The organism is Cellulomonas sp. Leaf395 (assembly GCF_001424125.1).
GTDB lineage: Bacteria > Actinomycetota > Actinomycetes > Actinomycetales > Cellulomonadaceae > Cellulomonas.
Map to the genome: position 1 here is coordinate 204,204 of NZ_LMQI01000001.1, position 26,989 is coordinate 231,192.

The 26,989-nt window shown below is 72.3% G+C and carries 27 protein-coding genes; 10 read left to right on the top strand and 17 right to left on the bottom strand.

What is annotated here, in order from left to right; genetic code table 11:
* Positions 1-7 precede the first annotated feature (7 nt).
* Genes ASG23_RS01000 through ASG23_RS01010 form a run of 3 tightly spaced genes read right to left on the bottom strand, consistent with a single transcriptional unit; the run spans position 8 to position 2,447 of the window.
* Positions 8-673 (bottom strand): GNAT family N-acetyltransferase, encoded by a 666-nt coding sequence (locus ASG23_RS01000; RefSeq protein ID WP_200941481.1) that lies wholly within the window; start codon positions 671-673, stop codon positions 8-10.
* The gene (locus ASG23_RS01005; protein WP_056018849.1) at positions 670-1,494 is read right to left on the bottom strand and encodes an LLM class flavin-dependent oxidoreductase; all 825 of its coding nucleotides are present in this window, start codon (positions 1,492-1,494) and stop codon (positions 670-672) included. Before ASG23_RS01005 ends, ASG23_RS01000 begins: the two co-directional genes overlap by 4 nt.
* Before the next feature lie 11 nt (positions 1,495-1,505).
* On the bottom strand, positions 1,506-2,447 hold the full coding sequence (locus ASG23_RS01010; protein ID WP_056018851.1) for an NAD-dependent epimerase/dehydratase family protein: 942 nt from the start codon (positions 2,445-2,447) through the stop codon (positions 1,506-1,508).
* Positions 2,448-2,569: 122 nt separating this feature from the next.
* Here ASG23_RS01010 and ASG23_RS01015 point away from each other — a divergent pair, with 122 nt between their 5' ends.
* Positions 2,570-3,301: a TetR/AcrR family transcriptional regulator gene (locus ASG23_RS01015; protein ID WP_157465462.1), complete on the top strand. Its 732-nt coding sequence runs from the start codon at positions 2,570-2,572 to the stop codon at positions 3,299-3,301.
* 134 nt (positions 3,302-3,435) lie between these two features.
* The gene (locus ASG23_RS01020) at positions 3,436-4,197 is read left to right on the top strand and encodes an RDD family protein (RefSeq protein WP_162242647.1); all 762 of its coding nucleotides are present in this window, start codon (positions 3,436-3,438) and stop codon (positions 4,195-4,197) included.
* Here ASG23_RS01020 and ASG23_RS01025 read toward each other — a convergent pair.
* The 10 genes from ASG23_RS01025 to ASG23_RS01070 all read right to left on the bottom strand — a co-directional run bounded on the left by ASG23_RS01025 (position 4,190) and on the right by ASG23_RS01070 (position 14,019).
* Positions 4,190-5,146 (bottom strand): glycoside hydrolase family 113, encoded by a 957-nt coding sequence (locus tag ASG23_RS01025; RefSeq protein WP_442856797.1) that lies wholly within the window; start codon positions 5,144-5,146, stop codon positions 4,190-4,192. The genes ASG23_RS01020 and ASG23_RS01025 overlap by 8 nt on opposite strands.
* A 60-nt stretch (positions 5,147-5,206) precedes the next feature.
* On the bottom strand, positions 5,207-5,617 hold the full coding sequence (locus ASG23_RS01030) for a VOC family protein (protein WP_056018856.1): 411 nt from the start codon (positions 5,615-5,617) through the stop codon (positions 5,207-5,209).
* Positions 5,618-5,643: 26 nt separating this feature from the next.
* Positions 5,644-6,393 (bottom strand): uracil-DNA glycosylase, encoded by a 750-nt coding sequence (locus ASG23_RS01035; RefSeq protein WP_327019452.1) that lies wholly within the window; start codon positions 6,391-6,393, stop codon positions 5,644-5,646.
* Positions 6,394-6,477: 84 nt separating this feature from the next.
* Entirely contained in the window at positions 6,478-6,954 is a 477-nt protein-coding gene (locus ASG23_RS01040) for a TIGR00725 family protein (RefSeq protein WP_056018858.1), read from the bottom strand.
* 117 nt (positions 6,955-7,071) lie between these two features.
* Positions 7,072-7,692 carry an L-threonylcarbamoyladenylate synthase gene (locus ASG23_RS01045; protein ID WP_056018860.1) on the bottom strand — a complete coding sequence of 207 codons (621 nt, stop codon included), beginning with the start codon at positions 7,690-7,692 and terminating at the stop codon, positions 7,072-7,074.
* A gap of 10 nt (positions 7,693-7,702) precedes the next feature.
* Entirely contained in the window at positions 7,703-8,059 is a 357-nt protein-coding gene (locus ASG23_RS01050; protein ID WP_200941483.1) for a nucleotide pyrophosphohydrolase, read from the bottom strand.
* Positions 8,056-10,113, bottom strand: coding sequence for an elongation factor G (locus ASG23_RS01055; protein ID WP_056018862.1), 2,058 nt, complete (start codon positions 10,111-10,113; stop codon positions 8,056-8,058). The genes ASG23_RS01050 and ASG23_RS01055 overlap by 4 nt, the downstream gene beginning before the upstream one ends.
* A 97-nt stretch (positions 10,114-10,210) precedes the next feature.
* Complete coding sequence (locus ASG23_RS01060; protein WP_056018864.1) at positions 10,211-11,182, bottom strand: FKBP-type peptidyl-prolyl cis-trans isomerase; 972 nt, start codon at positions 11,180-11,182, stop codon at positions 10,211-10,213.
* A gap of 126 nt (positions 11,183-11,308) precedes the next feature.
* Positions 11,309-12,991, bottom strand: a complete 1,683-nt coding sequence (locus ASG23_RS01065; RefSeq protein ID WP_056018867.1) for an alpha-amylase family protein — start codon at positions 12,989-12,991, stop codon at positions 11,309-11,311.
* Positions 12,988-14,019, bottom strand: a complete 1,032-nt coding sequence (locus ASG23_RS01070; RefSeq protein ID WP_056018870.1) for a TIGR03885 family FMN-dependent LLM class oxidoreductase — start codon at positions 14,017-14,019, stop codon at positions 12,988-12,990. The genes ASG23_RS01065 and ASG23_RS01070 overlap by 4 nt, the downstream gene beginning before the upstream one ends.
* Before the next feature lie 414 nt (positions 14,020-14,433).
* Here ASG23_RS01070 and ASG23_RS20095 point away from each other — a divergent pair, with 414 nt between their 5' ends.
* Positions 14,434-14,676 carry a hypothetical protein gene (locus tag ASG23_RS20095; RefSeq protein ID WP_056018872.1) on the top strand — a complete coding sequence of 81 codons (243 nt, stop codon included), beginning with the start codon at positions 14,434-14,436 and terminating at the stop codon, positions 14,674-14,676.
* Entirely contained in the window at positions 14,648-15,493 is an 846-nt protein-coding gene (locus ASG23_RS20210; protein ID WP_056018874.1) for a hypothetical protein, read from the top strand. Before ASG23_RS20095 ends, ASG23_RS20210 begins: the two co-directional genes overlap by 29 nt.
* Positions 15,494-15,559: 66 nt before the next feature.
* Here the strand turns inward: ASG23_RS20210 and ASG23_RS01085 are convergent, their stop codons facing one another.
* On the bottom strand, positions 15,560-19,012 hold the full coding sequence (locus tag ASG23_RS01085) for a TM0106 family RecB-like putative nuclease (RefSeq protein WP_056018877.1): 3,453 nt from the start codon (positions 19,010-19,012) through the stop codon (positions 15,560-15,562).
* Between the two features lie 67 nt (positions 19,013-19,079).
* Between ASG23_RS01085 and ASG23_RS01090 the strand changes: the two genes are divergently transcribed.
* The 5 genes from ASG23_RS01090 to ASG23_RS01110 all read left to right on the top strand — a co-directional run bounded on the left by ASG23_RS01090 (position 19,080) and on the right by ASG23_RS01110 (position 23,905).
* Positions 19,080-19,478 carry an ATP-binding domain-containing protein gene (locus ASG23_RS01090; protein WP_235520782.1) on the top strand — a complete coding sequence of 133 codons (399 nt, stop codon included), beginning with the start codon at positions 19,080-19,082 and terminating at the stop codon, positions 19,476-19,478.
* Between the two features lie 95 nt (positions 19,479-19,573).
* Positions 19,574-21,220, top strand: coding sequence for an ABC-F family ATP-binding cassette domain-containing protein (locus tag ASG23_RS01095; protein WP_056018883.1), 1,647 nt, complete (start codon positions 19,574-19,576; stop codon positions 21,218-21,220).
* A 78-nt stretch (positions 21,221-21,298) separates the two neighbouring features.
* On the top strand, positions 21,299-22,411 hold the full coding sequence (locus tag ASG23_RS01100; RefSeq protein ID WP_056018886.1) for a Gfo/Idh/MocA family protein: 1,113 nt from the start codon (positions 21,299-21,301) through the stop codon (positions 22,409-22,411).
* Positions 22,412-22,449: 38 nt separating this feature from the next.
* Positions 22,450-23,436, top strand: coding sequence for a TIGR03557 family F420-dependent LLM class oxidoreductase (locus ASG23_RS01105; protein WP_056020564.1), 987 nt, complete (start codon positions 22,450-22,452; stop codon positions 23,434-23,436).
* A gap of 103 nt (positions 23,437-23,539) precedes the next feature.
* Positions 23,540-23,905 (top strand): hypothetical protein, encoded by a 366-nt coding sequence (locus ASG23_RS01110; protein WP_056018889.1) that lies wholly within the window; start codon positions 23,540-23,542, stop codon positions 23,903-23,905.
* Positions 23,906-23,990: 85 nt separating this feature from the next.
* Here the strand turns inward: ASG23_RS01110 and ASG23_RS01115 are convergent, their stop codons facing one another.
* Entirely contained in the window at positions 23,991-24,581 is a 591-nt protein-coding gene (locus ASG23_RS01115; RefSeq protein ID WP_235520847.1) for a response regulator transcription factor, read from the bottom strand.
* A 59-nt stretch (positions 24,582-24,640) separates the two neighbouring features.
* Positions 24,641-25,849 carry an ATP-binding protein gene (locus tag ASG23_RS01120; protein WP_056018895.1) on the bottom strand — a complete coding sequence of 403 codons (1,209 nt, stop codon included), beginning with the start codon at positions 25,847-25,849 and terminating at the stop codon, positions 24,641-24,643.
* Between the two features lie 109 nt (positions 25,850-25,958).
* Here ASG23_RS01120 and ASG23_RS01125 point away from each other — a divergent pair, with 109 nt between their 5' ends.
* Entirely contained in the window at positions 25,959-26,540 is a 582-nt protein-coding gene (locus ASG23_RS01125) for a hypothetical protein (protein ID WP_056018899.1), read from the top strand.
* Here ASG23_RS01125 and ASG23_RS01130 read toward each other — a convergent pair.
* On the bottom strand, positions 26,524-26,937 hold the full coding sequence (locus tag ASG23_RS01130) for an ATP-binding protein (protein WP_056018902.1): 414 nt from the start codon (positions 26,935-26,937) through the stop codon (positions 26,524-26,526). The genes ASG23_RS01125 and ASG23_RS01130 overlap by 17 nt on opposite strands.
* Positions 26,938-26,989: the final 52 nt, after the last annotated feature.

Genomic DNA, 26,989 nt, shown 5'->3' on the forward strand with positions numbered 1-26,989 from the left:
TTCGTCTCTACGAAGAGTGTGACGCACCCAGCGGTGCTCCGGGGACGGTCGGCGGATGCAGCCACCAGGTGATGCCCGTCCCGATGCGCTCCAGACCGCACTTCTCGTAGAGGCGGACGCCGGTCGGCGTCGAGTTGAGGACCACGTGCCGGGCCCCGGCGTCGGCTGCGGCGGCGCACACGGCTTGCATCAGCCCCGTGCCCAGCCCGCGGCGTTGGAACGTCGGCCAGACCTCCATGTCGAAGACGCCGGCGAGGTGATCGACGCGGTGCGACGCCGCCCGGCCCGCGAGCCGTCCGTCGACGTGGGCCGCGGCGTACCAGGCGCGCTCCCAGGCGTCCTGCAGCTCGACCCGCGGATCCGCCGGGAGACCGCCCAGGTCGATCGGGCCGGTCATCCACCACGGAGACCAGCCCTTCTCGAACCCCGCCGCCGCGAGCGGGGCCGGGTCGACGTCGAGCCCGAGCCACGCGCCGACGACGGTGCTCCCGCCGGCGCGAGCGCGTTCCACGCCGCGGGCGAGGGCCGCCGGGTCGATTAGCTGCGGAAACATCAGGTCGCCGTTGGCCCAGACCAGTCCGGTGTCCTCCCACGCGTCGACCCCGAGGACCTCGGACCGGTGCTGGAACCAGCTGGTCTGGACGCGCTCGCAGTCGGCGACGGTCACGCTCACGTGGGGAGGGGTCCTTGGCGGATCCGGTCGAGGAGGCCGTCGGGGGTGACGGTGTCGAAGTTCCAGTTGGAGTCGATCCACCAGGTGACGCCGGCGTCCTCGAGCGCGGCGATCTTGTCCGCTGCCTCGGCAGGGTCGGCCGGGAGCACGCCCTCGGCGACCAGCTCGACGGGCGTACCGCCGCTGTGCTCGTCCACCCAGGACCGCACGGACCGCCACTCGTCGGGCTTCAGCGGGTCGAACCCGTCCTCCCGCCGGACCGCGATGACCCCGTCGCGCGCGAGTGCACGGCGCATCGACCGTGGCGCGAACCAGGCGCCGATGACCCAGACGGGGATCGCTCCTCGCACCGGCCGAGGCCGGAACTCGAGATCGGTGACCTGGTAGTGGGTCCCTTGGTAGCTGAACTTCTCCCCGGTCCAGGCGAGGTCGAGGATCGCGAGGGAGTCGTCGAGAAGTGCGGCGCGCTCCTTGACGTCGGTGGTCTCACCGGAGACGCGGCTGTAGGCACCGTCGTCGATGGCGCCGAGGCCCACGGGCAGGACCAAGCGGCCGCCGGACAGGTGGTCGACGGTCAGTGCCTGGCGCGCGACCTCCCAGGGCTTGCGCCGCGGCAGCGAGAACACCATGGCGCCGAGCGTGATCCGGCTGGTCCGCACCGCGGCGGCGCCGAGCACGGTCCACGGGTCGAACGTGTCCATGGGGCCGACGCTGATGCCGTCCCAGGCCATGAACGCGTCCCAGCCGGCATCCTCTGCCGCGACGGCCATCTCGATGTTCTGGGCTGCGGAACCGCACGACGCGGTGACACCGAACTTCATGGGAGCCGACGCTACGCCCGACCTCCGACACCCGACCGCCCGAGGGTCGCTGCGATCGTCTCGTCGATCGAGGTGTCCCACGGCGTCGCAACGAGGCCGAGCATCCGCGACGACGCGGTGGTGTCCATGACGTAGGGCTGCGTGAAGTGGTCGGAGACGCCGGCGACCTCGCGCAGCAGCGGCGACACGAGGCCGAGCGCGCGCACGACGGGCCCCGGCATCGGTCGGATCCTAGGGGCCGGTCCCGCACCGGCGAACCGTTCGCCCAGCTCCCGCATCGTCAGCGGCTCCGCTGTCGGGACGTGCCAGGCGCGCCCCCAGGCGTCGGGCGTCCTGCCGGCGGCGACGAGCGCGCGGGCCAGGTCGGGCAGGTACGTCCAGCTGTGCGGCTGGTCGACGGCGGTGACCGTCCGCACCACCCTGCCGGCGAGCAGCGGTCCGAGGAAGCGCGGTCCGGCCATCGCCTGGGAGTCCGCGAACGGTCCGAAGTAGTCGGCAGCGCGCACCTCGGTGACCCGCAGGTCGCCGGCGCGGTGGCGCGCCTCGGCGTCGCGCCACATCTGCGCGCGGACCCTGCCCTTGCGCTCGGTGCTGTCGAGCGGGGTGTCCTCGGTCATCACGGCACCGTGCGTCGCGTACCCGTAGAGGTTGCCGACGGCCACGAGGACTGCACCGGTCCGCGCAGCCGAGTCGAGCAGGGACGCCCACAGCGGGGGCCAGTCGGTGGGCCAGCGGTGATAGGGCGGGGCGGCGCAGCTGTAGACGACGTCGGCGCCTCGGGCGGCCGCGGTCAGGGCATCGACGTCGGTCGCATCGACGGCGGCGTGCGTGATGCGGCCGGCGGACGCGCCGCCGGTCCGGCTGAGCACCAGGACGTCGGCACCGTCGTCGGCGAGCTGGTGGGCCAGCGTGGTGCCGACGGCACCCTTGCCGACGATGACGTGGCGAGCCATGTCGAACTCCTTCGTGAGAAACGAGAGCAGTGCTCTCTGCTGTGAGCAATGCTCGCACAATCGTCTGTCGAGAACAAGAGCAGTGCTCGCAGTTTCGCGACGGAGCAGGCACACTGGCGTCCGTGACCGAGCCGACGACCCCCCTGCGCGCCCGCGACCGAGCGCGGGCCGAGGTCATGTCCGAGCTGCTCGCCGCGGCACGTGCGCGCCTCGAGAGCGAGGGGTCCGCGGCGCTGAGCCTGCGCGCGGTCGCCCGCGACCTCGGCATGGCCTCGTCGGCCGTCTACCGCTACGTCCCGTCGCGCGACGCCCTGCTCACCCTGCTGATCATCGAGGCGTACGACGCCGTCGGGGAGGTCGCGGAGAAGGTCGCCGCCGACGCCCACGGGGCTGACCCGGCGCAGACGTGGCTGGAGGTGGCGCGCGCGGTGCGGCGATGGGCCCTCGACCAGCCGTACTCGTTCGAGCTCATCTACGGCACCCCGGTCCGCGGCTACCGGGCCCCCGACGACACCGTGCGATCGGCCGTGCGGCTGTGGGGGGTCATCATCGGCCTGCTCATGGCGGCGGCCCGCGACGGGGTCCTCGACCCGGCCGGACCCGACTTCGACCCCGCCGGCCGCATGGCGCCCGAGGCCCTCGCCGTCGCGGGGTTCACCGACCCCACGACGGTGCCCGACGACGTGGCGCGGATCGCGATCCGGTCGGGGACGCTGTTCACCTCCCTCGTCGGCGCGATCTCCGTCGAGCTGTTCGGCCACCTGCACCACGTCGCGGGCGACTACGCACGGTTCTTCGACGTCACCATCGCCACGTCCGCCGCGGGCGTCGGCCTGCGCGTCTCCCTCGACTGACCCGGGGCTGACCAGGGCGACCGCCGACCGGGTGACGGCCCACGACGGCCGTCGCCCCCGGTTCAATCGGTGCGCGTGCCGTGCCGATGGGGGATGTGGACTCGTCCGTCAGCCCCCAAGTGCACAGGAGAACCGTGAGCAACCAGGACCCCTTCCAGCCCTCAGGCGCGCGTTGGGACCAGCCCGCACCGGGCCCTTACGGGCAGTCGGCTGCCGATCCGTACGCGGTACCCGCTTCCTACGGACAGGCCGCGCCCGTGTACGGCCAGGACGCGTTCGGGGCCCCCGCGTACGGCACCCCCGCAATCGGTGCACCGGCGTACGGCACTCCCGAGTACGGCACTCCCGCGTACGGCGCACCCGCCGACGGCGCACCGACGTTCAGTCCTCCCGCGTACGGCTCTCCCGCGTACGGCGCTCCCACGGTCGGATACCCCGGGTACTTCGTCGGGTTCGGCGTCATCCACGCCTCGTGGGGCCAGCGGGTGGGTGCCTACCTGCTGGACTCGCTCGCCCTGCTGCCCTACTGGATGGGCGCCATCATCGGTGCGGTGGCGTCACCGACCACGTCCTACGTCGACGGCGTGCCGGTGAGCCAGCCCAACCCTGCCGGCGCCCTGGCGTTCGTCCTCGGTGCGTTCGTCTCGTTCGGTCTGTGGGGATGGAACCGGTGGGTGCGCGGCGGCCGGACCGGGCAGTCGTGGGGCAAGAAGGCGCTGGGGCTCACGATGCAGCGCGACGGGACGGGCGAGCCGCTCGGCATCTGGATGGCGTTCGTGCGCGACGTCGCCCACTACGTCGACGGGTTCTTCTACCTCGGGTACCTCTGGCCGCTCTGGGACGCCAAGCGACAGACGTTCTCGGACAAGCTCACCAAGACGGTCGTCGTCAGCTGACGCCGGTGCGGAGGGCCTCCGCGTAGGCGCTCCGCACCACACCCTCGGCGGCCTTGCCGAACATGCAGTAGTCGTCGTCGGTGGCCGCGGCGGACTCGTCGTACAACCGTGCGGGCCAGTCCCAGAGCATGAAGCCGCCCACCCAGTCGCGCCGGGCGCACGCCGTGAACGCCGCCTGGTACCAGTCGACCTGTGCCTGCTGGGACACCGCGCCCTGCAGGTTCCAGTCGTTGGGCAGGGCGGGGGAGCCGACGCGGCTGGGGCAGCCGGCCTCCATGAAGAAGAACGGCTTCCCGGACGCGGCCACCACGGGCTCGATACGGTCCAGCTGGTTCTCCCAGTCGTCGACCGGGTAGTAGCCCGACGACGAGATGACGTCGACCGCGTCCCACCAGCCGACGCGGTCCTCCTGGTACTTGTCGCAGTTGTACGTGACCAGGCCGTCGTAGACCGCGCGGACCTCCGCGATCAGGGCGCGCCACTCCGCCTCGCGGCGGTCCGTCTGCACCATCTCGCAGCCGATGCAGAGCATCTCGGCGCCCTCCTCGGCGGCGATGCGCGCGTGGTGGACGATGAACTCGGTGTAGCTGGCGAACCACTCGGACCACTTGGGCTCCGGGGGGACGTCGATGTCGAAGAAGTTGATGTGGGCGCGCCACGTCCCGTTCTTGACGTTGACGACGGGCTTCAGGCAGACCTTCAGCCCGCGCGCCTTGGCCTGCCGGACCGCCCAGCGGACCTCGTCGTCGGTGACCGTCGGCCGGTCGTGGAACTGGATCTGCGTCGACTGCGGAGTGTCCTGCAGGGCGCTGAGCGTGATCGCCGTCCAGTTCACGCCCAGGCGCTCGACCATGAGGTCCATCGACCGTTGAGCATCCGGGCCACCCCACGTGCCCCGCACGCCGGTCCAGCCCCACGTCATGCCCGCCACGTAGCCGAGGTCGCCCACGCCATCTCCTTCGATCGCCGAGGAGGCCACCCTACGACTTTCTTAGAGCGACGAACAAAGTCAGTGCATCCAGGGTGTGAAGGTCACGCCGACCAGCAGGCCCTCCGGGCTGAGCAGCCGGGAGGTCGTCTGACCCCACGGCTCCTCCGTGGCGTCCTTGAGCACTCGGTGACCCGCGGCGGTCAGCTCGGCGACGGCATCGGCAACAGCGGCGACAGTCGCGACGTCGAGCTCGACCCACGCCTGCGGGACCGGCACGTCCGTCGGCCACTGCGCCGACCCGAACGTCGACTGCGCCGCCTGGGAGAGCGGCCAGAGCGCGAACGCCTTGACGCCGTCGAGGTCGTCATTGGTGAGGTACCCGGGCACCGGCTCCTCCAGGGCGATGCCGAGGCTGTCACCCCAGAACGCGCGGGCGGCGTCACCGTCCTGGGTGATGGGCCCGAAGCCCGCGACGAAGGAGATCTCCATCGTCCGACCGTAGCCGCGGACTCTGGTCAGCCGGCGAGGGTCCGGGCTCGCAGCAGGACCGTGTCGAGCATGTCCGGGGTCAGCCGACCGGTGAAGGTGTTCTGCTGGCTGACGTGGAAGCAGCCGAGGAGCACGAGCTCGGCACCGCCCGGCCCGGACAGGGCCAGCTCCACGCCGTGACCGAACGCCGGCCGCGGACGTGGCACCGCCCAGCCCTGCTCGGCCAGGGTCGTCAGCAGCGCCTGCCACCCGAACCCGCCGAGCACCACGACCACCCGCGGACGCAGAAGTGCCAGCTCCCGGCCCAGCCACGGCCCGCACGTCCGGCGCTCCAGCGGGGTGGGCGCGTTGGCGGGCGGCGCGCACCGCACCGGCGCCGTGACGCGGATGTCCGTGAGCGTGAGGCCGTCGTCGCGGGACGTCGACGTGGCCTGCGACGCGAACCCCGTGCGGTGCATCGCCGCGAACAGGAAGTCACCCGACCGGTCGCCGGTGAACATCCGGCCCGTGCGGTTGGCGCCGTGCGCCGCGGGAGCCAGACCCACGACGAGCACCGTCGCGTCCGGGTCACCGAAGCCGGGGACCGGTCGCGCCCAGTACGTCTCGTCGCGGAACGCCGCGCGCTTCTCGACGCCGACCAGCTCCCGCCACTCGACGAGGCGCGGGCACGCACGGCAATGCGGGACGACGGCGTCGAGCGCCGCCAGGTCGGGGGCGTCGGCGGCGGCACGGGCGACGTCGTCGGGCGTCGTCGGCACCGTGAGCGGGTGGTCCACACTCAGCACGGTACGTCCACGGGCCACGGTCCGTGCGCGATGGGTCGCTGGGGTCCATCTGTGCAGGTCAGGGGAACGTTCGGTCTACCGAGGCAGCAGGTCGTCCAGCAGCTCGAGCGCCGCGTCGGCCGACGACACCGACCGCGGTCCGTCGTCGATCGTCCGGCCGTCCGCCGTCGTCAGCTGCCAGCCTCCGATCCCGATCACCGGCACTCCCGTGCGGATCGCGAGCGCGATCTCGCTGAGCGTTCCCCACGACCCGCCGACGCTCACGACGACATCGCTGGACCGCACGAGCAGGGCGTTGCGCATCTCGCCGAGAGCCGTCGGGATCGTCACCGTGACGTGGGGGTTCGCCGACGAGCGGTCGGTGCCGGGGAGGAGTCCGACGACGATCCCGCCCGCCTGTGCCGCCCCCCGCGCGACGGCCTCCATGATCCCGCCGAGCCCGCCGCAGACGACGACATGCCCGCGCGCCGCGAGCCCGCGCCCGAGCGACTCCGCGTCGTCCAGCTCACGCTGGTCGGCCGACGACGGCCCGACCACTCCGACGTACGCCATGTCCGCCTCCTCCGCGTCGCCCCGAACTCGTCGCTCCGGGCCGAGATCGTTCGTTGCAACCGACGAGTTCGGCCCCGACCGACGAGTTCGGCCGCGACCGACGAGTTCGGTGGCGTGTCAGCTGAAGCGGTCTGGGTCGCCCGCGCCCACCCGGACCACCTCCGGAGCGCCTTCCGTCCAGTCGACCACCGTCGTCGGTTCCGTGCCGCAGTCGCCCGCGTCGACGACCGCGTCCAGCACCAGGTCCAGCTCCTCCTTGATCTGCCAGCCCTCGACCATCGGCCACTCGGCGCCGGGCATCAGCAGGGTGCTGGACAGGAGGGGCTCACCCAGCTCGCGCAGGATCGCCTGCGCCACCGGGTGGTCGGGGATCCGGACGCCGACCGACCGCTTCTTCGCGTGCGCGAGCCGGCGGGGCACCTCGGGGGTGGCCGGGAGGATGAACGTGTACGGGCCGGGGGTGACCGCCTTGATGGCCCGGAACGCGCTGTTGTCCAGGTGCACCAGCTGCCCGAGCTGCGCGAAGTCGGCGCAGACCAGCGTGAAGTGGTGCTTGTCGTCGAGGTGCCGGATGGTCCGGATGCGGTCGGCGCCCGCGTGGTTGTCGATCCGGGACCCGAGCGCGTAGCACGAGTCGGTGGGGTAGGCGATGAGCGCGTCCTGGCGGAGCAGGTCGACCACCTGCGCGATCGACCGCGGCTGGGGGTTCTCGGGGTGCACGTCGAAGTACCGGGCCATGGGGACGAGGCTACGGCTTGTCGGGTGCGACGCCCCGGACCTGGTCGGCCGCGAACCGCACGTGCGACGCGGCCAGCTTGGCGCGGGCAGCCTCGCCCAGGTCGACGCCGAGCACGTCCGCCAGGCACACCAGGTAGACGAGGACGTCGGCCATCTCCTCCGCCGCACGGGCCTTGCGGGACGGGTCCGAGAACCGCGCGACAGCCTCCTCCGCCGGCACCCACTGGAACAGCTCCGCCAGCTCCCCGACCTCCCCGACGAGCGCCAGGATCACCGACTTCGGGTCGTGGAACTGCTGCCAGTCGCGCTCGGTGCTGAACTCCCGGACCAGGCGCGTCAGCTCCGCCAGCTCGCGCTCCTGCGTCACGCGGGGACCAGGTGGTCGGGGCAGACCTCGAACCGGTCGGGCTCCATCGTCAGCTCCGCGCGACCACCGGTGAGCGAGCGCAGGTCCAGCACGTAGCGCCCGAGCTCGGCCTCCGGCACCGACGCCTCGATGAGCACCAGGCCGTCGTCGAGGGACGTGGTCGCGTTGATGTGCCCGCGGCGGGCGGACAGGTCGCTCATCACGTCGCCCTGCGCGGCCATCGGCACCGTCACGGACACGTGGCTGATGGGTTCGAGCACGGTGGTCCCGGCGGCGTGCAGCGCCTCGCGGACGCCGGTCGCGGCCGCGGTCCGGAACGCCATGTCGGAGGAGTCCACCGAGTGCGACTTGCCGTCGTAGACCTCGACGCGCAGGTCCACGACGGGGTACCCGTGCGGCCCACCGGACGCCATCGCCTCGACGACGCCCTTGTGCACGGCCTGGACGTACGTGCGCGGGATCGCCCCGCCGACGATCGCGTCGACGAACTCGAACCCCGTCCCGCTGGGCAGCGGGGACACCCGCAGCTGCACCACGGCGAACTGCCCGTGCCCGCCCGACTGCTTCTTCACCTTGCCCTCGGCCTCGACCGGCTTCCGGATGGTCTCCCGGTACCCCACCGGCACGGGCGACGTGCTCACGTGCACCCCGAAGACGCGGGCCAGCCGCTCCAGCGCGACGGCCAGGTGGGTGTCGCCGAGCCCGCGCAGCACGGTGCTGTCGCCGGACCGGTCCACCCGCAGGGTCGGGTCCTCGGCGGTCAGACGGGTCAACGCGGCGGAGAGCCGGTCGTCGTCGGACTGCGTGACCGGCTCGAGCGCGAGGCCGAACACCGTGGCCCGCTCGCGCGGGGGCCGGGCGGTCATCGACGCGCCCGGCCCGGTCCGTTCCGCCAGCAGGGTTCCCGACGGGGTGCCCGTGAGCTTGGCGACGGCGCCGATCTGCCCCGCCGGTACCGCGTCGACCGGCAGGTGCTCCTTGCCGCGCAGCCGGAACAGCCCGGGGATGCGCTCCTCCGTGCGGGTCGCGGTGTTCAGCAGCCGGTCGCCGTTGCGGACCGTGCCGGACAGGACGCGGAACATGGTGACCTGGCCGACGAACGGGTCGGCGAGCGTCCGGAACGCGTAGAGCAGCGTCGGTCCGGCGGGGTCGGCGGCGACCTCGACCTCCGTCTTCCCCGCCTGCACCCGTGCGGTCCGGTCCGCCGGTGACGGGCCGAGCTCGCACAGCAGGTCCGCCAACCGGTCGACCCCCACGCCGGTGACCCCCGACACCATCAGGACCGGGAACGCCTCGCCCGCGAGGACCTCGTGCGCGAGCGTGCTCTCCAGCTCCTGCGTGGTGGGCACGTCGCCCGACAGGTAGCGCTCCAGCTGGTCGTCGTCGTGGGCGACGATCTCCTCGGTGATCTCGTCGTGCAGGCGGTGCTCCTCGTCGGCGAGCCCGGCCGGCAGCGCCTCCGTGTGGTGGTGGCCCTCACGGTCGTACGCGAGACCTTCCTCGCTGAGCACGTCGGCGACGCCCGTGAAGGCGGTCTCCTCGCCCAGCGGCAGCTCGAGGGGGACCAGCCCGTCGCCGAACGCCTCCCGCAGGTCCGCCAGCACGTGCCGGAAGTCGGCCCGTGCCTTGTCCTCCTTGGTGACGACGACCATGCGCGGCACCCCGGCGTCGGTCGCGAGCCGCCACGCCGTGTGCGTGCCCGCCTGCACCCCGTCGACCGCGCTGACGACGACGAGCGCCAGGTCCGCGGCTGCGAGCGCCGCGTCGACCGCCCCGGCGAAGTCCGCCGACCCGGGGGTGTCCAGCAGCGTCACGTCGTAGGTGTTGCCGTCCGTCGCCGTCCACGGAAAGGGGGCGACGCCGAGGCCCAGGGAGATTCCGCGGGCGATCTCCTCCGGCTCGTGGTCGCTCACCGTCGACCCGTCCTCGACGCGGCCGGTGCGGCTCAGCACGCCGGCCCGGTGCAGCAGCGCCTCGGTGAGTGTCGTCTTGCCCGACCCGACGGCGCCCAGCAGCGCCACGGTGCGGATCCTCGGCGTCGTTGCCTGGTCCATGGCCCACTCCTGGTCGACGGGTTGCTCCTGAGCCACCCTAGGACGCGACGAGCCCGGGACGCGAGGTGCGTCCCGGGCTCGTGCGGTGCAGCAGCTGTCAGCTGGCCGCGAGGATGTCGACCACGAAGATCAGGGTCGAGTTCGGCGGGACGGACTCGCCGCTGCCCTGCTCCCCGTAGGCCATGTCCGGCGGGATGACCAGGAGCACCTGGCTGCCGACCGTCTGGCCGGTGAGGCCCTGCGTCCAGCCCGGGATGACTCCGGTGAGAGCGAACGTCGCCGGCTCGCCCCGGTCCCAGGACGAGTCGAACTGCGTGCCGTCCCAGAGCCAGCCGGTGTAGTTGACGGTGAGGGTCTGGTCCTCGGTCACGGGTGCTCCCGTGCCCGTGATCAGCGGCTGCACGACGAGCTCGGTGGGCGCCGCGGCGTCGACCGGGGTGATCGACGGCTTGCCGTCCGCGTCCAGCGTGACCGTGGGCAGGCCGGCGGCAGGCGTCACGGCCTCACCCTCGGCGCGCTCGAGGGGCTTCGGTGTGTCCTTGGCCTCGACGACCTCACCGACGACGACGTTCGTGACGGGGGCCGCAGTAGAAGTCGCGTCCGCGGTGCCTGGGATCGCGAAGAGGATGCGGACGCCGACCTGCTGGCCGACGAGCGCGTCGTGCAGCTCCGGGAGCAGCTGGTCGTCGGCGACGATCTTCTCGGGCGCGGTGGAGTACGTGTCGCCCAGCTCCGAGCCGTCGGCGCCGCTGACCGCGGTCGTCTGGATCGAGAGGGTCTGGCCCTCCTCGATCTCGTCGCCGTCACCCTCGTCGACCACGCGCACCGTGAGGGCGGTGACCTCGAACGGGGTGCTCGGGAGCGTGATGGTGGGCTTGCTGCCGGGCTCGCCCTCGACCGTGACCTCGGCCAGTGCGGCGGTGTCGGCGGGGTTCGCCGACGACGTCGAGGAGGCGGAGGGCGACGGGTCGTCGCCGGAGTCGCCGGAGCAGCCGGCCAGCGCGAGGCCGAGGGACAGGGTGAGAGCTGCTGCGGCGAGGCCGCGGCGGGCGGTGGTCGTGCGGCGCACGAGGGTCCTCCGTCGGTTCGGGTCCCGCCCGGGGAGGCGGCGGACCACGGCACGGTACGCGAGAACCCTGGGAGCCTGCTGAGCGAGCCGGTGGGTGAGAGGTGCGAAACGGTTCGGCGGCCGCGGCTACAGCAGCCGGCGGTCGCCCTCGCGGACCACGCGCAGCCAGCGGTAGCCGTAGCCGTCGAGCTCCACCTCGGTGGCACCGCGCGCGTCGATGGTGCACGACCCGTCCTGGAGCAGGTCGACCAGCTGGACCGTGTCGTCGCAGTCGGCCAGCCGCAGCGGGACCATCACGGGTTCGGTGCCCAGGTTGTGCAGCGCGACCAGGGAACCGTCGTCCCAGGTGCTGCGGTGCGCCAGGACGGCGCTGTGCGGCTGGTCGAGGATCTCGGCCCGCGGCGTCCAGCCGAGCTCGGGGCACTCGCGGTACCGCCCGATCAGCAGCTGCACGAAGGACAGGAGCGAGTCCGGGTCGCGACGCTGGTCGGCGACGTTCACGTGCTCAGGGGAGAACCCGCCGTCGGTGACCGGGCCGGACAGCGCACGCTTCGGCGCCCGGGAGAACCCGCCGTTGACGCCCGACGTCCACTGCATCGGGGTGCGGACCGCTAGGCGTCCCTCGGCGGCCAGGTTCTCGCCCATGCCGATCTCCTCGCCGTAGAACAGCACGGGGGTGCCGGGCAGCGAGAACAGCAGCGAGTAGACCATCCGGATGCGGCGCGGGTCGCCGCCGAGCATGGTCGGGAGGCGTCGGCGCAGGCCGCGGTCGTACAGCTGCATGTCGGGGTCGGGGCCGAAGGCGGCGAACACCTCCTGCTTCTCGTCCTCCGACAGCTTGTCCAGCGTGAGCTCGTCGTGGTTGCGGACGAACGTGGCCCACTGCGCGTCGTGCGGGATCTCCGGCCGCTGATCCAGAGCCTTCGCGATGGGTCGCGCGTCCTGCCGGGCCAGTGCGAGGTACAGGTTCTGCATCCCGATGAAGTCGAACTGCAGCGTGAGCTGGTCGCTGTCGGCCCCGTCGCCACCGAAGTACTTCTGCTGCTCCACGTACGGCAGGTTGACCTCGCCCATGAGGATCGCGTCGCCCACCCGCCGCGTGAGGAACGCGCGCAGCTCCTTGAGGAAGTCGTGCTTGTCCTCGACCTTGTCACCCGGCGTCTTGGCGGCATCGGCCAGGAAGAACGGCACGGCGTCCACGCGGAACCCGCTCAGGCCGAGCTCCGCCCAGTAGCCGATGACCTTCGCGATCGCGTCTCTGACCTGCGGGTTCGCCGTGTTCAGGTCGGGCTGCTGGTGGTAGAAGGTGTGCCGGTACCACTCGCCGGTGGCCTCGTTCTTGGTCCAGATGCCCGTCTCCTTGTCAGGGAAGACGACTTTGTCCTTGGTCGACGGCGGCTTGTCCGAGCGCCATACGTAGAAGTCGTGGAACGGGCTGTCCTTGCTCCTGCGGGCGCTCTGGAACCAGGGGTGCTTTTCCGACGTGTGGTTCACGACGAGGTCGACGATCACCCGGATCCCGCGATCCTTCGCCGTCCGGATCACCTCGACCAGGTCGCCAGCGTCTCCGAGGCGCGAGTCCACCCCGTAGAAGTCGGAGATGTCGTAGCCGTCGTCGTAGTCGGCCGTCGGGTAGAACGGCATGAGCCACAGGCACGTCACGCCCAGGTCGGCCAGGTGGTCGATGCGCTGGACCAGGCCGGGCAGGTCCCCGACGCCGTCGTCGTTCCAGTCCATGAACGTCTCGACGTCCAGGCAGTAGATGACGGCGTTCTTCCACCACAGGTCGCCGGTGTCGTGGATCCTCATGCGGTCACCTGCTTCAGCTGGGGGAGGAGGTGCTCGGCGGCCATGTCGACGAACGCGTCGAGGGTCGCGCTGCGCGGGGTGGCCGTCCGTGCGGCGTCGTCGTGCTTCTCGTCGCTCGGCACGGGGTCTGTCGCCACCTGGTGCAGGTAGACCGCGTCGAAGCCGATGGCCACGAGCTCGCCCACCCGGTCGGCCAGGCGCGCCGGGTCGTGGTCGACCAGCACGCTGCGGCGCAGGGTCTCGTCGCCGACGTGGGTGCCGAGGGAGTCGAACGCCTCCGGGGTGTCCAGGTCCCACGCCACCGGCGGGCCGAACACCTGGCCGGCCATCTGGTCCCGGGCCACCGCCAGGGCGGTCTCCGCGGTCGGAGCCCACGACACGTGCACCTGCAGGCTCAGTGAGCCGCGCCCGCCGGCGTCGTGGTACTCACCTACGACCTGCTTGAGGATCTCCGGCGACTGGTTCACCGTGACCAGCCCGTCGGCCCAGGCGGCGTGCGCGCGGGCCGTCGCGGGCGTCACCGCGGGGCCGATGAGCAGCGGCTTCTCGTCGGGAAGCGTCCACAGCTTGGCCCGGTCCACCGTGACCAGCCCGTCGTGCGTGACCTCCTCGCCGTCCAGCAGCGCGCGGATGATCTCGACGCACTCCCGCAGGCGCGCGTCCCGCTCGGCCTTGGCCGGCCAGCGTCCGCCGGTGATGTGCTCGTTGACGTTCTCGCCCGAGCCCAGCGCCACCCAGAACCGCCCCGGAAACATCGCGGCGAGCGTCGCCGCGGCCTGCGCGATGATCGCCGGGTGGTACCGCTGACCCGGCGCGTTCACGACGCCGAGGGGGAGCCCGGTCGTCGCGAGCGCAGCACCCAGCCACGTCCAGGCGAACCCGGAGTGGCCCTGCCGGACCGACCAGGGGGCCCAGTGGTCCGAGCACATGGCGGCGTCGAACCCGGCCTGCTCCGCGCGCTGGGTGGCCGCGAGGAGCGCGGCGGGGTGGACCTGCTCGTGCGAGTTGTGGAATCCGACGATGGTCATGTGGATCGGTTCTACCCGCTCCGCCTGGAACGTGCGCGGCGAGCGGCCGAGTCCAGGGGTCGACGGTGGGACGCATCCCTCGGCGGACGGTCATCGAGGTGAGGGTCTGCTCGAGCTGCCCCCATGCGGTCCGTCGGTCTGTCGTCGCTACCGACAGGGAGCGATTTGTACGCGCATTCTGTTGGACAAATGTCCTTAATGACCGATTCCGAATAGTGTGCCAGCCTATTGGTGACATGACACGAATGCCCGGAGTTCGGGAGTGCGGTGCGTCACGAGAGTTCACCGCCCCCGGCCCCGGGAAGGGCGGGTAGACGACCGCCCGCCGAGCCGGGGGGCACGCACCATGAGATCAACCATCAAGCTGTGTATTGCGGCGCTGCTCGCCGTCGTCCTCGGCCTGGCCGTCGCGTCGTGGGCGACCGCCGCGGGGGAGTCCGAGACGACGTCGGATCTGGACGACGCGGCCTTCACCTACCCACCGACGACCAGCCCAACCGTCACGCCGACGCCGACACCAACACCAACACCCACGCCAACGCCAACACCAACACCCACGCCAACGCCGACACCCACGCCGACGCCGACGCCGACATCCACGCCGACGCCCACGCCGACCGTTCCCGTCGTGCCGATCCCGGCGCTGTTCAACGCTGAGCCCACGCCGCCGACCTGCGAGACGGCCGGGTCGTTCGACTTCGAGGACACGTTCCCGAACGTCAGCGTGTCGGTGACCCCGACCTACGACGGCCCGGGTGTCTACACGCTGACGATCACCGCGGAGAACGGCGCGACGTTCCCGGACGGCACCACCACCAAGACCCGGGTGATCACCGTGGCAGGCGCCCTGGGGTTCCAGTCCACCAACCCCGCAGCCCCGTGCTACCGGGCGGAGACCCCCACGCCGACGCCGACCCCCACGCCGACCCCCACGCCGACGCCGACCCCGACGCCGACGCCCACCCCGACTGCCTTGAACGTCGGCGTGCTGGCGCCGATCTGCGACGGTGACGTCCCGAAGCTGCGCTACGACATCACGGTGCCGGGTTCGACTGCCACGACGGTGACGATCACCTGGCTCAACCCAGGCGGAGCCGACGTGGTCTACGCGGACCAGCCGCTGTCCGGAACGGTCAACTGGCCGGGCGCGGTCGTGGTGAACGGGCGCGGCGTCGACTGGCCAGGCTGGACCCAGCTGACGGACGGCACGTGGGTCGAGGGCGACGAGTTCGACTGGGTGCGCCCGAGCGTGCAGGTGCTGTTCCAGGTGAACCCTGAGGCTACCGTCACGGTCGCGTACCCGCCGTCCAGCCCGAGCTGCCTGACCAACCCGGTGCTCAGTGCGGAGCAGCTGTCCGTGACCGGGACGGAGACCGGGCCGACGCTCGCGATCGCGGCCGGGCTGGTCGCCGCCGGTGTCGCCGTGCTCGGCGGGCTGACGTGGCTGCGACGCCGTCAGTCGGGCGTCGAGTAACGCGGGACCACGAGGCGGGGGCCGGGAGCCGGGGGTCGGCTCCCGTCCCCGGTCCGGTCGCACCCGTCACCCGGTGGTGCACAGCCCGATGAACGCGCCCAGCTCTGCCAGCGTCTCCGGGCGGGTGGGCAGGTAGTCGGTCAGGCGGCTCGACCGGACGATGACCGCGCACCACTGCGCTCGCGAGACGGCGACGTTCAGCCGGTTGCGGTTCAGCAGGAACTCCATCCCGCGCGGAACCTCGTCGGCCGACGACGCGCACATCGTGACCAGCACGACCGCGGCCTCCTGGCCCTGGAACTTGTCCACGGTCCCCACGCGGACGCCGGCGATGCCCGCGGCGTCCAGGGCGCGGCGGACCGTCCAGACCTGCGCGTTGTAGGGCGCGACGACCAGGATGTCGTGCCCGGTCAACGGTCGGGTGGTGCCGTCCGTCCAGCTGCGGCCGAGCAGGTCACGCACCTGGTCGACCACCACCGCGGCCTCCTCGGGTGACGAGACGGCATTGCCGACGTGGTCGACGACGACGGTCCGCAGCCCGGGATCGACGCCCTCGAGCGAGCGGTCCGCGGTGAGGGCGACGGACTCGAGGCGGTCCTCGTACGAGAGGTGCGAGACGGCCGCGCACAGCGCCGGGTGCATCCGCCACGTGCGCGGCAGGAAGTAGCCGAGCTCGTCGGGCAGCGTGTCGTGCCCGTCCGAGAGCCACCCGAGCGCCGACCGGTCCACGGGCTCCGGGTGTCGGCCCTGGGTCACCTGCGGGAGCTGCTGCGGGTCTCCGAGGAGCAGCAGGTTTCGGGCCGACGTCGACACGGCGATCGTGTCCGCGAGGGAGAACTGACCCGCCTCGTCGACGACGAGCACGTCGAAGCCGCCCTCCGGGATGCGGTCGCGGCTGGTGAAGTCCCATTTCGTGCCACCGATGACGAAGCCGCCGGGCTGCCTGGCATGGAACGCGACCGCGTGCTTGCCCTGCGGGAGCGACTCCCAGACGGCGTCGTCGGGGTGCTCGTCCTGCGCCTTCTTGCCGATGTGCTCCGCGGCCAGGCCGGCGTCATGGACGGCACGCAGCATGTTCTCGACCACCGCGTGGGACTGCGCGACGACGCCCACCTTCCAGCCCTGTGCCGCGAGTGCCGCGATCACGTGGCCCCCGGTGTACGTCTTGCCGGTCCCTGGTGGCCCCTGCACGGCGAGGTAGGAGCCGTCGAGGTCGAGGATCGCGTCGATGATCGCCTCGGTGGTGCCGGTGACGTCGTCGGGGCGCGGGAGCGGGAGCGCCCGGGTGCGCGGGGGCATGCGGCGCAGCAGGTCGACGGCCGGCAGGTCGGGGAGGTCGTCGCCGACGCTTTCCACGAGGGTGCGGATCGCCGCCTCGATGGTCGGGGTCGGCGGTGGCGCTGACGGCGCGAGCGCCATCGGCAGGTCGGGCCCGGGTGTCGCGCCCTTGGGGAGCCGTTCGACGATCCGTAGGACGTCGCGGTTGCCGGACGGCGCGTCCGGGGCGTGCTGCGAGGTGACGTCGAGGATCTCGACGCCCCGCGTCCACCCGCGGTGCCCGGTGCTGGACGTCTGCGCGTAGGCGGGGGGCGGGTCGTAGAGGGCGTAGGCCTTGCCGCCCGCGCGCAGGTCGCTGCCTGGTTCGAGGTGGCCCGCGACGCGCAGGACGCGGCTGAAGGTGTGCTTCCCAGCTCCGACGCTCCAGTCCTCGACCACCTCGGGCGTGCCGTCGACGAGCAGCGTGCCGCGCGGGTCCATCCACTCGGCAGGGTCGGACTGGAGCCGGTCGAAGTGCGCCCACCAGAACGGTTTGGCCTCGCGCGAGTGGTAGCCGACCGCCGCCGCAAGCATCCGGAGCGCCTGGCGGTCCGCGGGATCGTCGAGACCCTCGGCCCTCGCAAGGACGTCGACGACCAGCGGGTCCTCCTCGGCCGGCTCCTGGAGCTCGGCCGCAGCGGACCGCGTCGGAGCCGGACCGTGCGCCAGCAACCAGTCGCGCAGCCGCAGCGTCGACTCGCAGTCGTACCGGTTGTACTCGCCGATCTCGTCGAGCTTGGTGCGCCAGGCGGTCTCGTTCCCGGCGTCACGCAGGTCGCACGCCTCGGCGTACTCGGTGATCGAGTCCGCGGCGTTCGTCACGGCCGACCCGTCGCGCGTCCGGGAACCCATGTACAGCGGCTCGAGCTTCTTCAGCGAGTACGAGCTGCTCCCGACGCGCAGCCCGCGACGCACGGTGGCGTAGAGGTCGACCAGCACCCCGTCGCGCAGCAGCTGGTCGACGCCGTCCTCGCCGGCACCATGGCGGCCCGCCAGGCGGAGCAGGGCCGACCGCTCGTAGGGGGCGTAGTGGTAGACGTGCATGCCGGGATGGTCGGCTCGACGCTTCTCGACGTAGGCCAGGAAGTCGAGGAACGCCTGCTTCTCCTGCGCGCGGTCGTGCGCCCAGAACGGCCGGAACGAGCCGTCAGGTTCCACCACCCCGAACAGGTACTCCAGGCCCCAGTCCGCAGGCTCGTCGGCGGGCACCGTGTCGTCCGTCCAGAGCGGGTCGCCCTCGAAGTCGAAGAAGATGTCGCCGGCGTCCGGCACCGGCAGGTCGCTGATCGCCGCGGGCTCCACGACCTCGAAGACGAGCGGCTCGGTCGCGGTCTCCTGCCGGACCTGGAGGGCGGCCTGTCGGCGCAGGTTGGCCAGCGTGGCCACGCCGATGCCGGGCACCGCCCCGGTGCCCGTCGCCAGCTGGTCGATCGTGGTCACGCCGGCCGCCGCCAGGCGTGCGCGCTGGGTCGACCGCATCCCGGCCACCAGGAGGACGTCGCGGTGCGCGACCACCCGCGCGGTGCAGGCGTCGCACCGGCCGCACGCCCGGTAGCGGGCATCACCCCAGGTCACGGGCGTGCCCCCGGAACGGTGCTCGTCGAGCAGGTCCTCCAGGCGCGCGCGGCGCTCGCGGTAGAGCGGGAGCAGGTCGGCGAGGCGGTGGCTGGACCGCGAGCGGTCGCCGAGGATCAGGTGCACGTCGTCCGTCACCGGGATGCCGGCGGTGAGGAGCTGGTCCGCGTACGCCGTCAGCTGGAGCAGGGCCGTGACCTTCACGCTGCGGGCCAGCTTGGTGTCGAGCACTGCCCACCGGCCGCCCTCGCGCACCACGAAGTCGGCCCACCCGGTGAACCGGCCGTCGAAGAACCCTGCCTGGTAGACGACGTCCGCGTCCGACGACAACGCCTCCAGCGTCGATTTGTGCACACTCTCCAGCGCGGCACGCTCGCCTGCCTCGTCGTACCGCGGTCGCTCGATCGTGACGACGTCGCCCGACGCGCGATACGAGGCGAGGACCACCTGCTCGTGCGCCGTGCCCAGCGCAGACACCCGTTCGAGCATCGCGTCCGCCGCGATCGGAGCCGGATCCGACCAGCCGAGCCGACCGTCGAGGTGGCTGAGCACTGCGAGCTCGCAGGCGGCTGCGTTGGCGAGGTCGCTCGGGCTGAGGACGAGGCCGCCGTCGGCGAGGAGGAACATGCGCCGAGGGTAGAGGGCGCCTCGGACAAGGCCGTCGCGGGGCGGCGCCCCGGTGCGGATCCTCGACGTGCCGTACGAGCGCGCGATCGGGGAAGCCGACGACATGGTCGACACCCTGCTCGAGGAAGGCTGGCTGCCCGGCCAGATCGCCCTGCTCGCGACCGGCTCACGGCACCAGCTGCAGGTCGAGCTGGTGGACGGCGCCGGGCACGACGGGTACTGGGACGGGTTCTTCGCCGGCGAGGAGGTGTTCTGGGCCCACGTCCTCGGGTTCAAAGGCCTGGAACGAACAGTGGTGATCCTGGCGGTGAACGGATTTCGTGAGATCGAGCGCGCGCGGACGCTGCTCTACACCGGGCTGTCCCGCGCGCGGGTGCTCCTGGTGGTGGTCGGTCCCCGGGCCGAGATCGAGCGCATCGGTGGCGACGGGGTGCGGAAGCGGCTCGAGCGGGCTCAGGTCGTGTAGCACCGAGCGAAGCGCTTCCTCGTCGGGAATCAGCAGGCGCCCAGACCGGTCGGCGGCGTACCTTCGCACGTCCGTCGAGCAAGGAGAATGACCGCATGACCGCAACCGTCCAGGCCAAGAACGTGAGGGCCGGGTTCGGCGATCGCGAGCTGTTCTCCGGCGTCGACCTCGTCGTCGCACCCGGCGACGTCATCGGTCTCGTCGGCCCCAACGGCGCCGGCAAGTCCACGCTGCTGCAGATCTTGGGCGGCCGTCGCCAGGCCGACAGCGGCAGCGTCGCGGTGTCGCCCGCGCACGCGCAGCTCGGCTACCTCGCGCAGGAGATCGAGCGTCTCGACGGCGAGTCCGTGCGCGACCACCTCGGGCGTCGGACCGGCGTGACGCCCGCGCAGATCGCCCTCGACGAGGCCGCCGACGCGCTCGGTGCGGGACAGGACGGGGCCGACGACACCTACTCCGAGGCGCTCGAACGCTGGCTGGCGCTGGGCGGGGCCGACCTCGAGTCGCGCCTCGGCAGCGTGGCCGACGACCTCGGGCTGACCGTCGACCTCGACCACCCCATGACCGCGCTGTCCGGGGGACAGGCCGCCCGGGTCGGCCTGGCCGCACTGCTGCTCTCGCGCTACGACCTCTACCTTCTCGACGAGCCGACCAACGACCTCGACGCCGCGGGCCTGGACCTGCTGGAGGAGTTCGTCGACCGGTCGGAGGCCGCGATCGTCGTCGTCAGCCATGACCGCGAGTTCCTCAGCCGCACCGTCACGGCCGTCGTCGAGATCGACCGCAGCCTGCAGCGCGTCACCACCTACGGCGGCAGCTACGACTCCTACCTCGACGAGCGCTCGATCGCCCGTCGCCAGGCCCGCGAGGCCTACGAGGGGTATGCCGCCCGGCGGGACGCGCTCAACGCCCGTGCGCGGATGCAGCGGGCGTGGATGGAGAAGGGTGTCCGCAACGCTCGTCGGAAGGCGCCGGACAACGACAAGCACATCAAGAACTTCCGCGGGCAGACATCGGAGAAGCAGGCGGCGAAGGCTCGGCAGACGGAGAAGATGATCGAGCGCCTGGATGTCGTCGACGAGCCGCGCAAGGAGTGGCAGCTGCAGATGAGCATCGCGACCGCGGGCCGGTCGGGTGCGGTCGTGGCGGTCGCCCGGCACGCGGTCCTCACCCGCGGCGACTTCACCCTCGGCCCGGTCGACCTCCAGCTCGACTGGCGCGACCGGGTCGCCGTCACCGGTCCCAACGGAGCTGGCAAGTCGACGCTCCTCGGCCTGCTCCTGGGCCGTCTGGAGCCGACGTCCGGCACGGTCGACCTCGGCTCCGGCGTGCTCGTCGGTGAGGTCGACCAGGCGCGTCGGGCGTTCGAGGGCGACGAGCCGTTGGTCGACGCGTTCTCCCGCGAGGTCCCCGACTGGCCCACGGCCGACGTCCGCACCCTGCTGGCCAAGTTCGGGCTCGGCGGCCACCACATCCACCGCCCTGCCTCGTCGCAGTCCCCGGGCGAACGGACTCGCGCCGCCCTCGCGCTCCTGCAGGCCCGCGGCGTGAACCTGCTGGTCCTCGACGAGCCGACGAACCACCTGGACCTGCCGGCGATCGAGCAGCTGGAGGCCGCGCTCGACAGCTTCGACGGGACGATCCTGCTGGTCACGCACGACCGCCGGATGCTGGAGACCGTCCGCTTGACCCGTCGCTGGCACGTGGAGGACGGCCAGGTCACCGAGGTCACGGCGGACTGACCTCGCACCAGGGGCGCGCCGCACCTGCAGGGTTACGCTCGCTCGGTTCGTGGCTCTCGACGACGAGGACGGTTTCCGATGGCGCAGGCCCAGCACGCACCCATCCGGTTCGGTGTGGTCGGCAGCGGGTGGCGGGCTGAGTTCTTCGTGCGGGTGGCGCGCCTGATGCCGGAGCGGTTCCAGTGCGTCGGCGTGGTCACGCGGTCGGCGGATCGTGGTGCCGAGGTCGAGCAGTTGTGGGGCGTTCCGACGGTGCGCTCCATCGAGGAGCTGGTCACGGCCGTCGGCCCGACCACGGACCGGCCCGAGTTCGTCGTCGTGTCCGTGCCGTGGCCCGTGACGCCGGACGCGACCCGTGAGCTGGTCGAGCTCGGCATCCCGGTGCTCGCCGAGACGCCGCCGGCGCCCGACGCCGACGGGCTGCGCGAGCTGTGGGCGGACGTCGGCTCGTCGGGACTCGTCCAGGTGGCCGAGCACAGCCCGTCGATGCCGTCGCACGCGGCGCGGATCGCAGTCGTCGACGCCGGGCTGATCGGCGCGGCGACGAGCGTACAGATCTCGTCCACGCATCTGTACCACGCGGTGGGCCTGATCCGGCGGCTGCTCGGCACGGGCCGCGGAGAGGTCACCGTGCGGGCGACAGTCGTCACCGCGCCACTGATGAGCCCCCTCGGGCGCGACGGGTGGACCGGCGCGACCGAGCCCGTCGACGCGTGGAGCATCCTCGCGACGCTCGACTTCGGCGACAGCCGCAGCGCGCTGTACGACTTCACGGACAACCAGTGGCACAACCCGCTGCGCACCAACCGGATCGTGATCCGTGGCTCGCACGGGGAGATCGTCGACGACACCGTGACGCGCTGGGTCGACGAGCGCACGGTGGTCGCCTCACCGATCGTGCGTCGGACCACCGGCGTGGAGCAGAACCTCGACGGGTTCGACCTGGAGCACCTGAGCCTCGACGGACGCGTGCTCTACCGGAACGCGTTCCAGGGTGCTCGGCTGGCTGACGACGACATCGCGGTCGCCGCGCTGCTCGACACGACGGGCGCGTGGGTCCGCGGCGACGGCCCGGCCCCGTACCCGCTGGCCGACGGGTGCCAGGACCACCTGCTGGGCCTGGCGATCGAGGAGGCCGCCCGCATGGGTGAGCCGGTCCGCACCGCCAGGGAGGCGTGGGCGGACGCGTAGCGGATGCGGCGCCGCGAGTGCGGTGCGACGGTCGGTCGGTGACACGTTTCGGCTACACCCTCATGACCGAGCAGTCCGGACCGAAGGACCTGGTCCGGTACGCCATCGCCGCCGAGCGCCTCGGGTTCGACTTCGAGGTGTCCAGCGACCACTACTTCCCCTGGCTCGACGCGCAGGGTCATGCACCGCACGCCTGGACGCTGCTGGGCGCTGTCGCCCAGGCGACCGAGCGCGTGGAGCTCATGACCTACGTGACCTGCCCGACCCTCCGGTACCACCCAGCCGTCGTCGCGCAGAAGGCCGCGACGCTCGGGGTGCTCTCCGACGGTCGGTTCCAGCTCAACGTCGGTGCGGGGGAGAACCTCAACGAGCACGTGGTCGGTGAGCGATGGCCCGCGGTGGGCGAGCGCCACGACATGCTCGAGGAGGCCGTCGAGATCATCCGCGAGCTGCTCACGGGCGACCGTGTGAACTACACCGGCGACTTCTTCCAGGTGGACTCCGCGAAGCTCTGGGACCTTCCCGACGAGCCGATCGAGATCGGTGCGGCGGTCTCGGGGCCGGACTCGATCGCGAGATTCGCCCACCTCGTCGACCACCTGGTCGCGGTCGAGCCCGACGCCGAGGCGATCCACGCGTGGGATGACGCGCGCGGCCACGCCGTGCCGGAGTCGCGCAAGATCGGCCAGATCCCGATCAGCTGGGACCCGGATCGTGAGAAGGCCGTCGCCCGAGCGCACGAGCAGTTCCGCTGGTTCGCGGGCGGCTGGAAGGTCAACGCCGACCTGCCGACGACGGAGGCGTTCGACGCCGCCAGCCAGTTCGTCCGACCGTCCGACGTCGCCGAGCAGATCCCGTGCGGCCCGGACCTGGACGCCGTGGTGGAGGCGGCCTCCGCGTACTGGGAGGCCGGTTTCACCGACCTGGCGATCGTGCAGATCGGCGACGAGCTCCAGGACGAGTTCCTCGCGAAGGCGGCCGACCCCCTTCTCGAGAAGCTCCGCGCCGCAGCACCCACCGACTGAGGACTGGGCCGGAGCGCAGTGGAGGGTAGGGGTCGCGGAGCGGCACCTGCCCGCTGCGGAGCGCAGGCGCAGGCCGACCATCTGTAGTGAGAGGAGTCCGCACATGGCTGTCACCGCATTCGGCGACCTCCCCCTGGCCGACCGCGACCGGGCCTGGGACGGCGACGCCGCCGAGAAGCGCGTCCGCGCCTGGGCGAAGGCGCAGGTCGAGCCGAACGAGAAGTACCGGGACGCCCACGTCTGGTACGACGCCGACTCGAAGGAGAACTTCACCGCGTACAAGCTGCTGATCGCCGACGTCATCGACGGTCGCCTGAAGGCCGTGCCCCGCGGTGTCTTCGCGGCGGCCGCCGTCATGCAGGGCTCCCGCGGCGGCGTCGACGTCCCCGACAAGGACCGCGACCGGATCAAGAGCCACCTGGCCAAGTACTACAAGAAGCTCGACGAGACCCCGCCCTGGGAGGACTGAGCCGGAGCGCAGCGAAGGGGGTCGCGGAGCGGCGCCCGCCCGTAGCGGAGTGCAGGCTCAGGCCGACCACAGGTACTGAGCTAGCTCATCGCCAGACCACCCCCGCCTCCACCGCCACCAGCGCCGCCTGCAGGCGTGACGTGCAGCCGAGCTTGCCCAGGACGCGTGTGACGTGCGTCTTCGTCGTCGCCTCCGTGATGTCGAGCGCCCGCCCGATCTCCGCGTTCGACATGCCGGCGCCCAGGCAGGCAAGGACGTCGCGCTCGCGGGCGGTCAGGTCGTCGAGCCCTCGCGCGGGTGCGGGGGAGGATGGCTGCGCGGCCACCAGGTCGGCGAGCAGCCGACGGGTCACCTCGGGGGCGAGCACCCCGTCCCCGGCGGCAACGCGGCGGACGGCGTCGACGAGCTCGGCCGCGCCGACGGTCTTCAGCAGGAACCCCACCGCGCCGGCGGCGAGCACCCCGCGGACGTACTCGTCGAGGTCGAACGTGGTCAGGGCGAGGACGTCGGCGAGCCCTTCGGCGACGATCGCGCGGGTGGCCTCGATGCCGTCGATGCCGGGCATGCGGATGTCCATGAGCACCACGTCGGGCCGCAGGGCGCGCGCGTTGGCGACGGCGGCGGCTCCGTCGGCCGCCTCGCCGACGACGGTGATCCCGTCGGCGCCCTCGAGCATCAGCCTCAGGCCCGCACGGATCGCGCCGTGGTCGTCGGCGACGAGCACGCGCACGTCGGTCACGACGCGACCGTCGGCAGCGAGGCGCGCACGACCCACCGGCCGTCGCAGGGCCCGGCGACGAGGGTTCCGCCCAGTGCCTCGGCGCGCTCCCGCATGGTGAGCAGGCCTGTCGCGGTGCTCAGCGGCGGCGCCCCGGTCAGCCCCAGCGGGTTCGTCACGACGACCTCCACCTGCTCGCGCCCGCTGACGGCGACCTCGACCGGCGATCCGGGTGCGTGCCGGGCGGCGTTGGTGAGCGACTCCTGCACGATCCGGAACGCGGCCTGGTCGGTCGCGGCCGGCAGCGGGGCCGGTACCGCGCCGACGACGACCACCTCCTGTCCGGCCGACCGCGCAGCCGCGACGAGAGCGTCGAGCCGGGCCAGGCCGGCGGGGGCGGTGACCGGGTCGGGCCGTCCGCGCAGCACCAGGATCATCGACCGCATCTCCGCCAGGGCTTCCAGAGCGCCCGCCCGCACGGTCCGCAGGGTGTCGCGATCCCGGGAGGTGTCGGGTGACGCCAGCGTGGCCTCGGTGTGGATGGCCACGGCTGACAGATGCCCGGCGACGACGTCGTGCAGGTCCCGAGCCATGCGCGCGCGCTCCTCGCGCACGGCGGACTCACGGTCGAGCTCGGCGATCCGGATCGCGTCCGCCGCGACCTCCCGGGCCAGGTCGGCGCGCTCGCGCTCGAGGTCCGCGCGCCGGCTCTCCAGCGCCGCCAGCTCGGTGCGCTGCCGCACGTCGGACGCCCACCACAGCGGCGTCCCGTAGATCGCCACGGCCTGCAGGAACGTGATGACGGCCGCCCGCAACTCACTCCCGGTGGTGAGCATCAGCAGCGGGCCGCCGATGCTCACCACGACGACCACCCCGACGATCCGGCGGCGCACGACCGGGGAGGTCAGCAGCGCGGCGGTGTAGAGGGCGTCGAAGAGCACGACGAAGATGACGATCCCGCCGCCGAGGTACCCGTCGACGGCTGCCAGCACCGCGACCACGACGAGCGTCGCGACGGGGTGCCGCCGCTTGGCCAGGAGCATCGTGGCGGCGAGCACGAGGATCAGCAGGTGCCACCAGACTGCGTACTGCCCGACGACGGTGTCGGCCATCGCGACGGGGGGCCGACCGGCCAGACCGAGCATCGCCAGCACGACGCCGAGCACGACGAGGCTGCCCGCGACCGCGCGGTCGTCCTGCATCGCCCTGCGCAGGAGCCGCCCCATCCGGCCATCCCAGCACACCGGCGCGGGCGGACCGTCGTCCGAAGGATGTACGCGGGCACGGTCCCGATGCACGACGCGGTGCCGCGCAGCCGGGCCGACGGTGGTTCACATGATCGACGTCATCCGAGAGAACCCAGTGGCCGCCCTCGTCGTGGCGTGCGAGATCGCGTTCTGGCTGTTCCTCGCCGCCGCGGTCGTCGCCCGATACGCCCTGCACTGGCGCCGCACGTCGACCGTCCTGCTGCTGTGCGAGCCGGTGCTGGAGGTGGTCCTCCTCGTCGCGACGGTCGGGGACCTGCTGCGCGGCGCGGAGCCGACGTGGACGCACGGACTCGCCGCGCTGTACCTGGGGTTCACCGTCGGGTTCGGCAGGCTGACCGTGCACAAGGTCGACGCGTGGGTGGCCTACCGGTTCGCGGGGGGACCCGCGCCGGAGCCTCGGCCTCGCGAGGGGGCCGCGGCGCGCGGCTACGAGTGGCGGCTGTGGGGGCGGGTGGTCGTCGCGTGGCTGGTGTCGTGCGGCGTGCTCGGCGTCCTGATGCTGATCGCGACGCAGCCTGACCAGCGGGAGGTGCTGGCGGGCTGGGCGGGCCGCGCGACGCTGGTGCTGATCGGGTGGCTGGTGTTCGGGCCGGTCTGGTCGGAGGTGTCGACGCGGGCGAAGCCGCAGAGTGTCAGCGCTCGGTGGTGAAGCGGCCGAGCTCGCTGACGTCGTCGTGACGGAGCTCGAACCAGACGGCCTTGGCCGCCTCGCCGTCCTCCTCGGACGTGCCCCAGCTGCTGGACAGGCGGTCCACGAACATCACGCCACGCCCGCCGAGCGCGGTCGGCGGGGGGTCGCGCACCACGGGCACGTCCCGGACGCCGTCGGTGACCTCGACGCGGGTGCGCTCCTCGTCGACGTGCACGCGCAGGACCACGGGTGGGTCGGCGTGGGCGACGGCGTTGGTGACCAGCTCGCTGACCAGCAGGACCAGCAGGTCGAGGCGCCCGTCGTCGATGCCGGACTCGGAGAGTCGTTCCCGGGCCCAGTGCCGGGCGGGCGCGACCGCGGAGAGCGCGGGCTGCACGGGCGTCTCGGCGTACATCGGGAGCCTCCCGGAGAGTGGAACGGGTACGAAGCCCTCTGCGGGCTTTCGT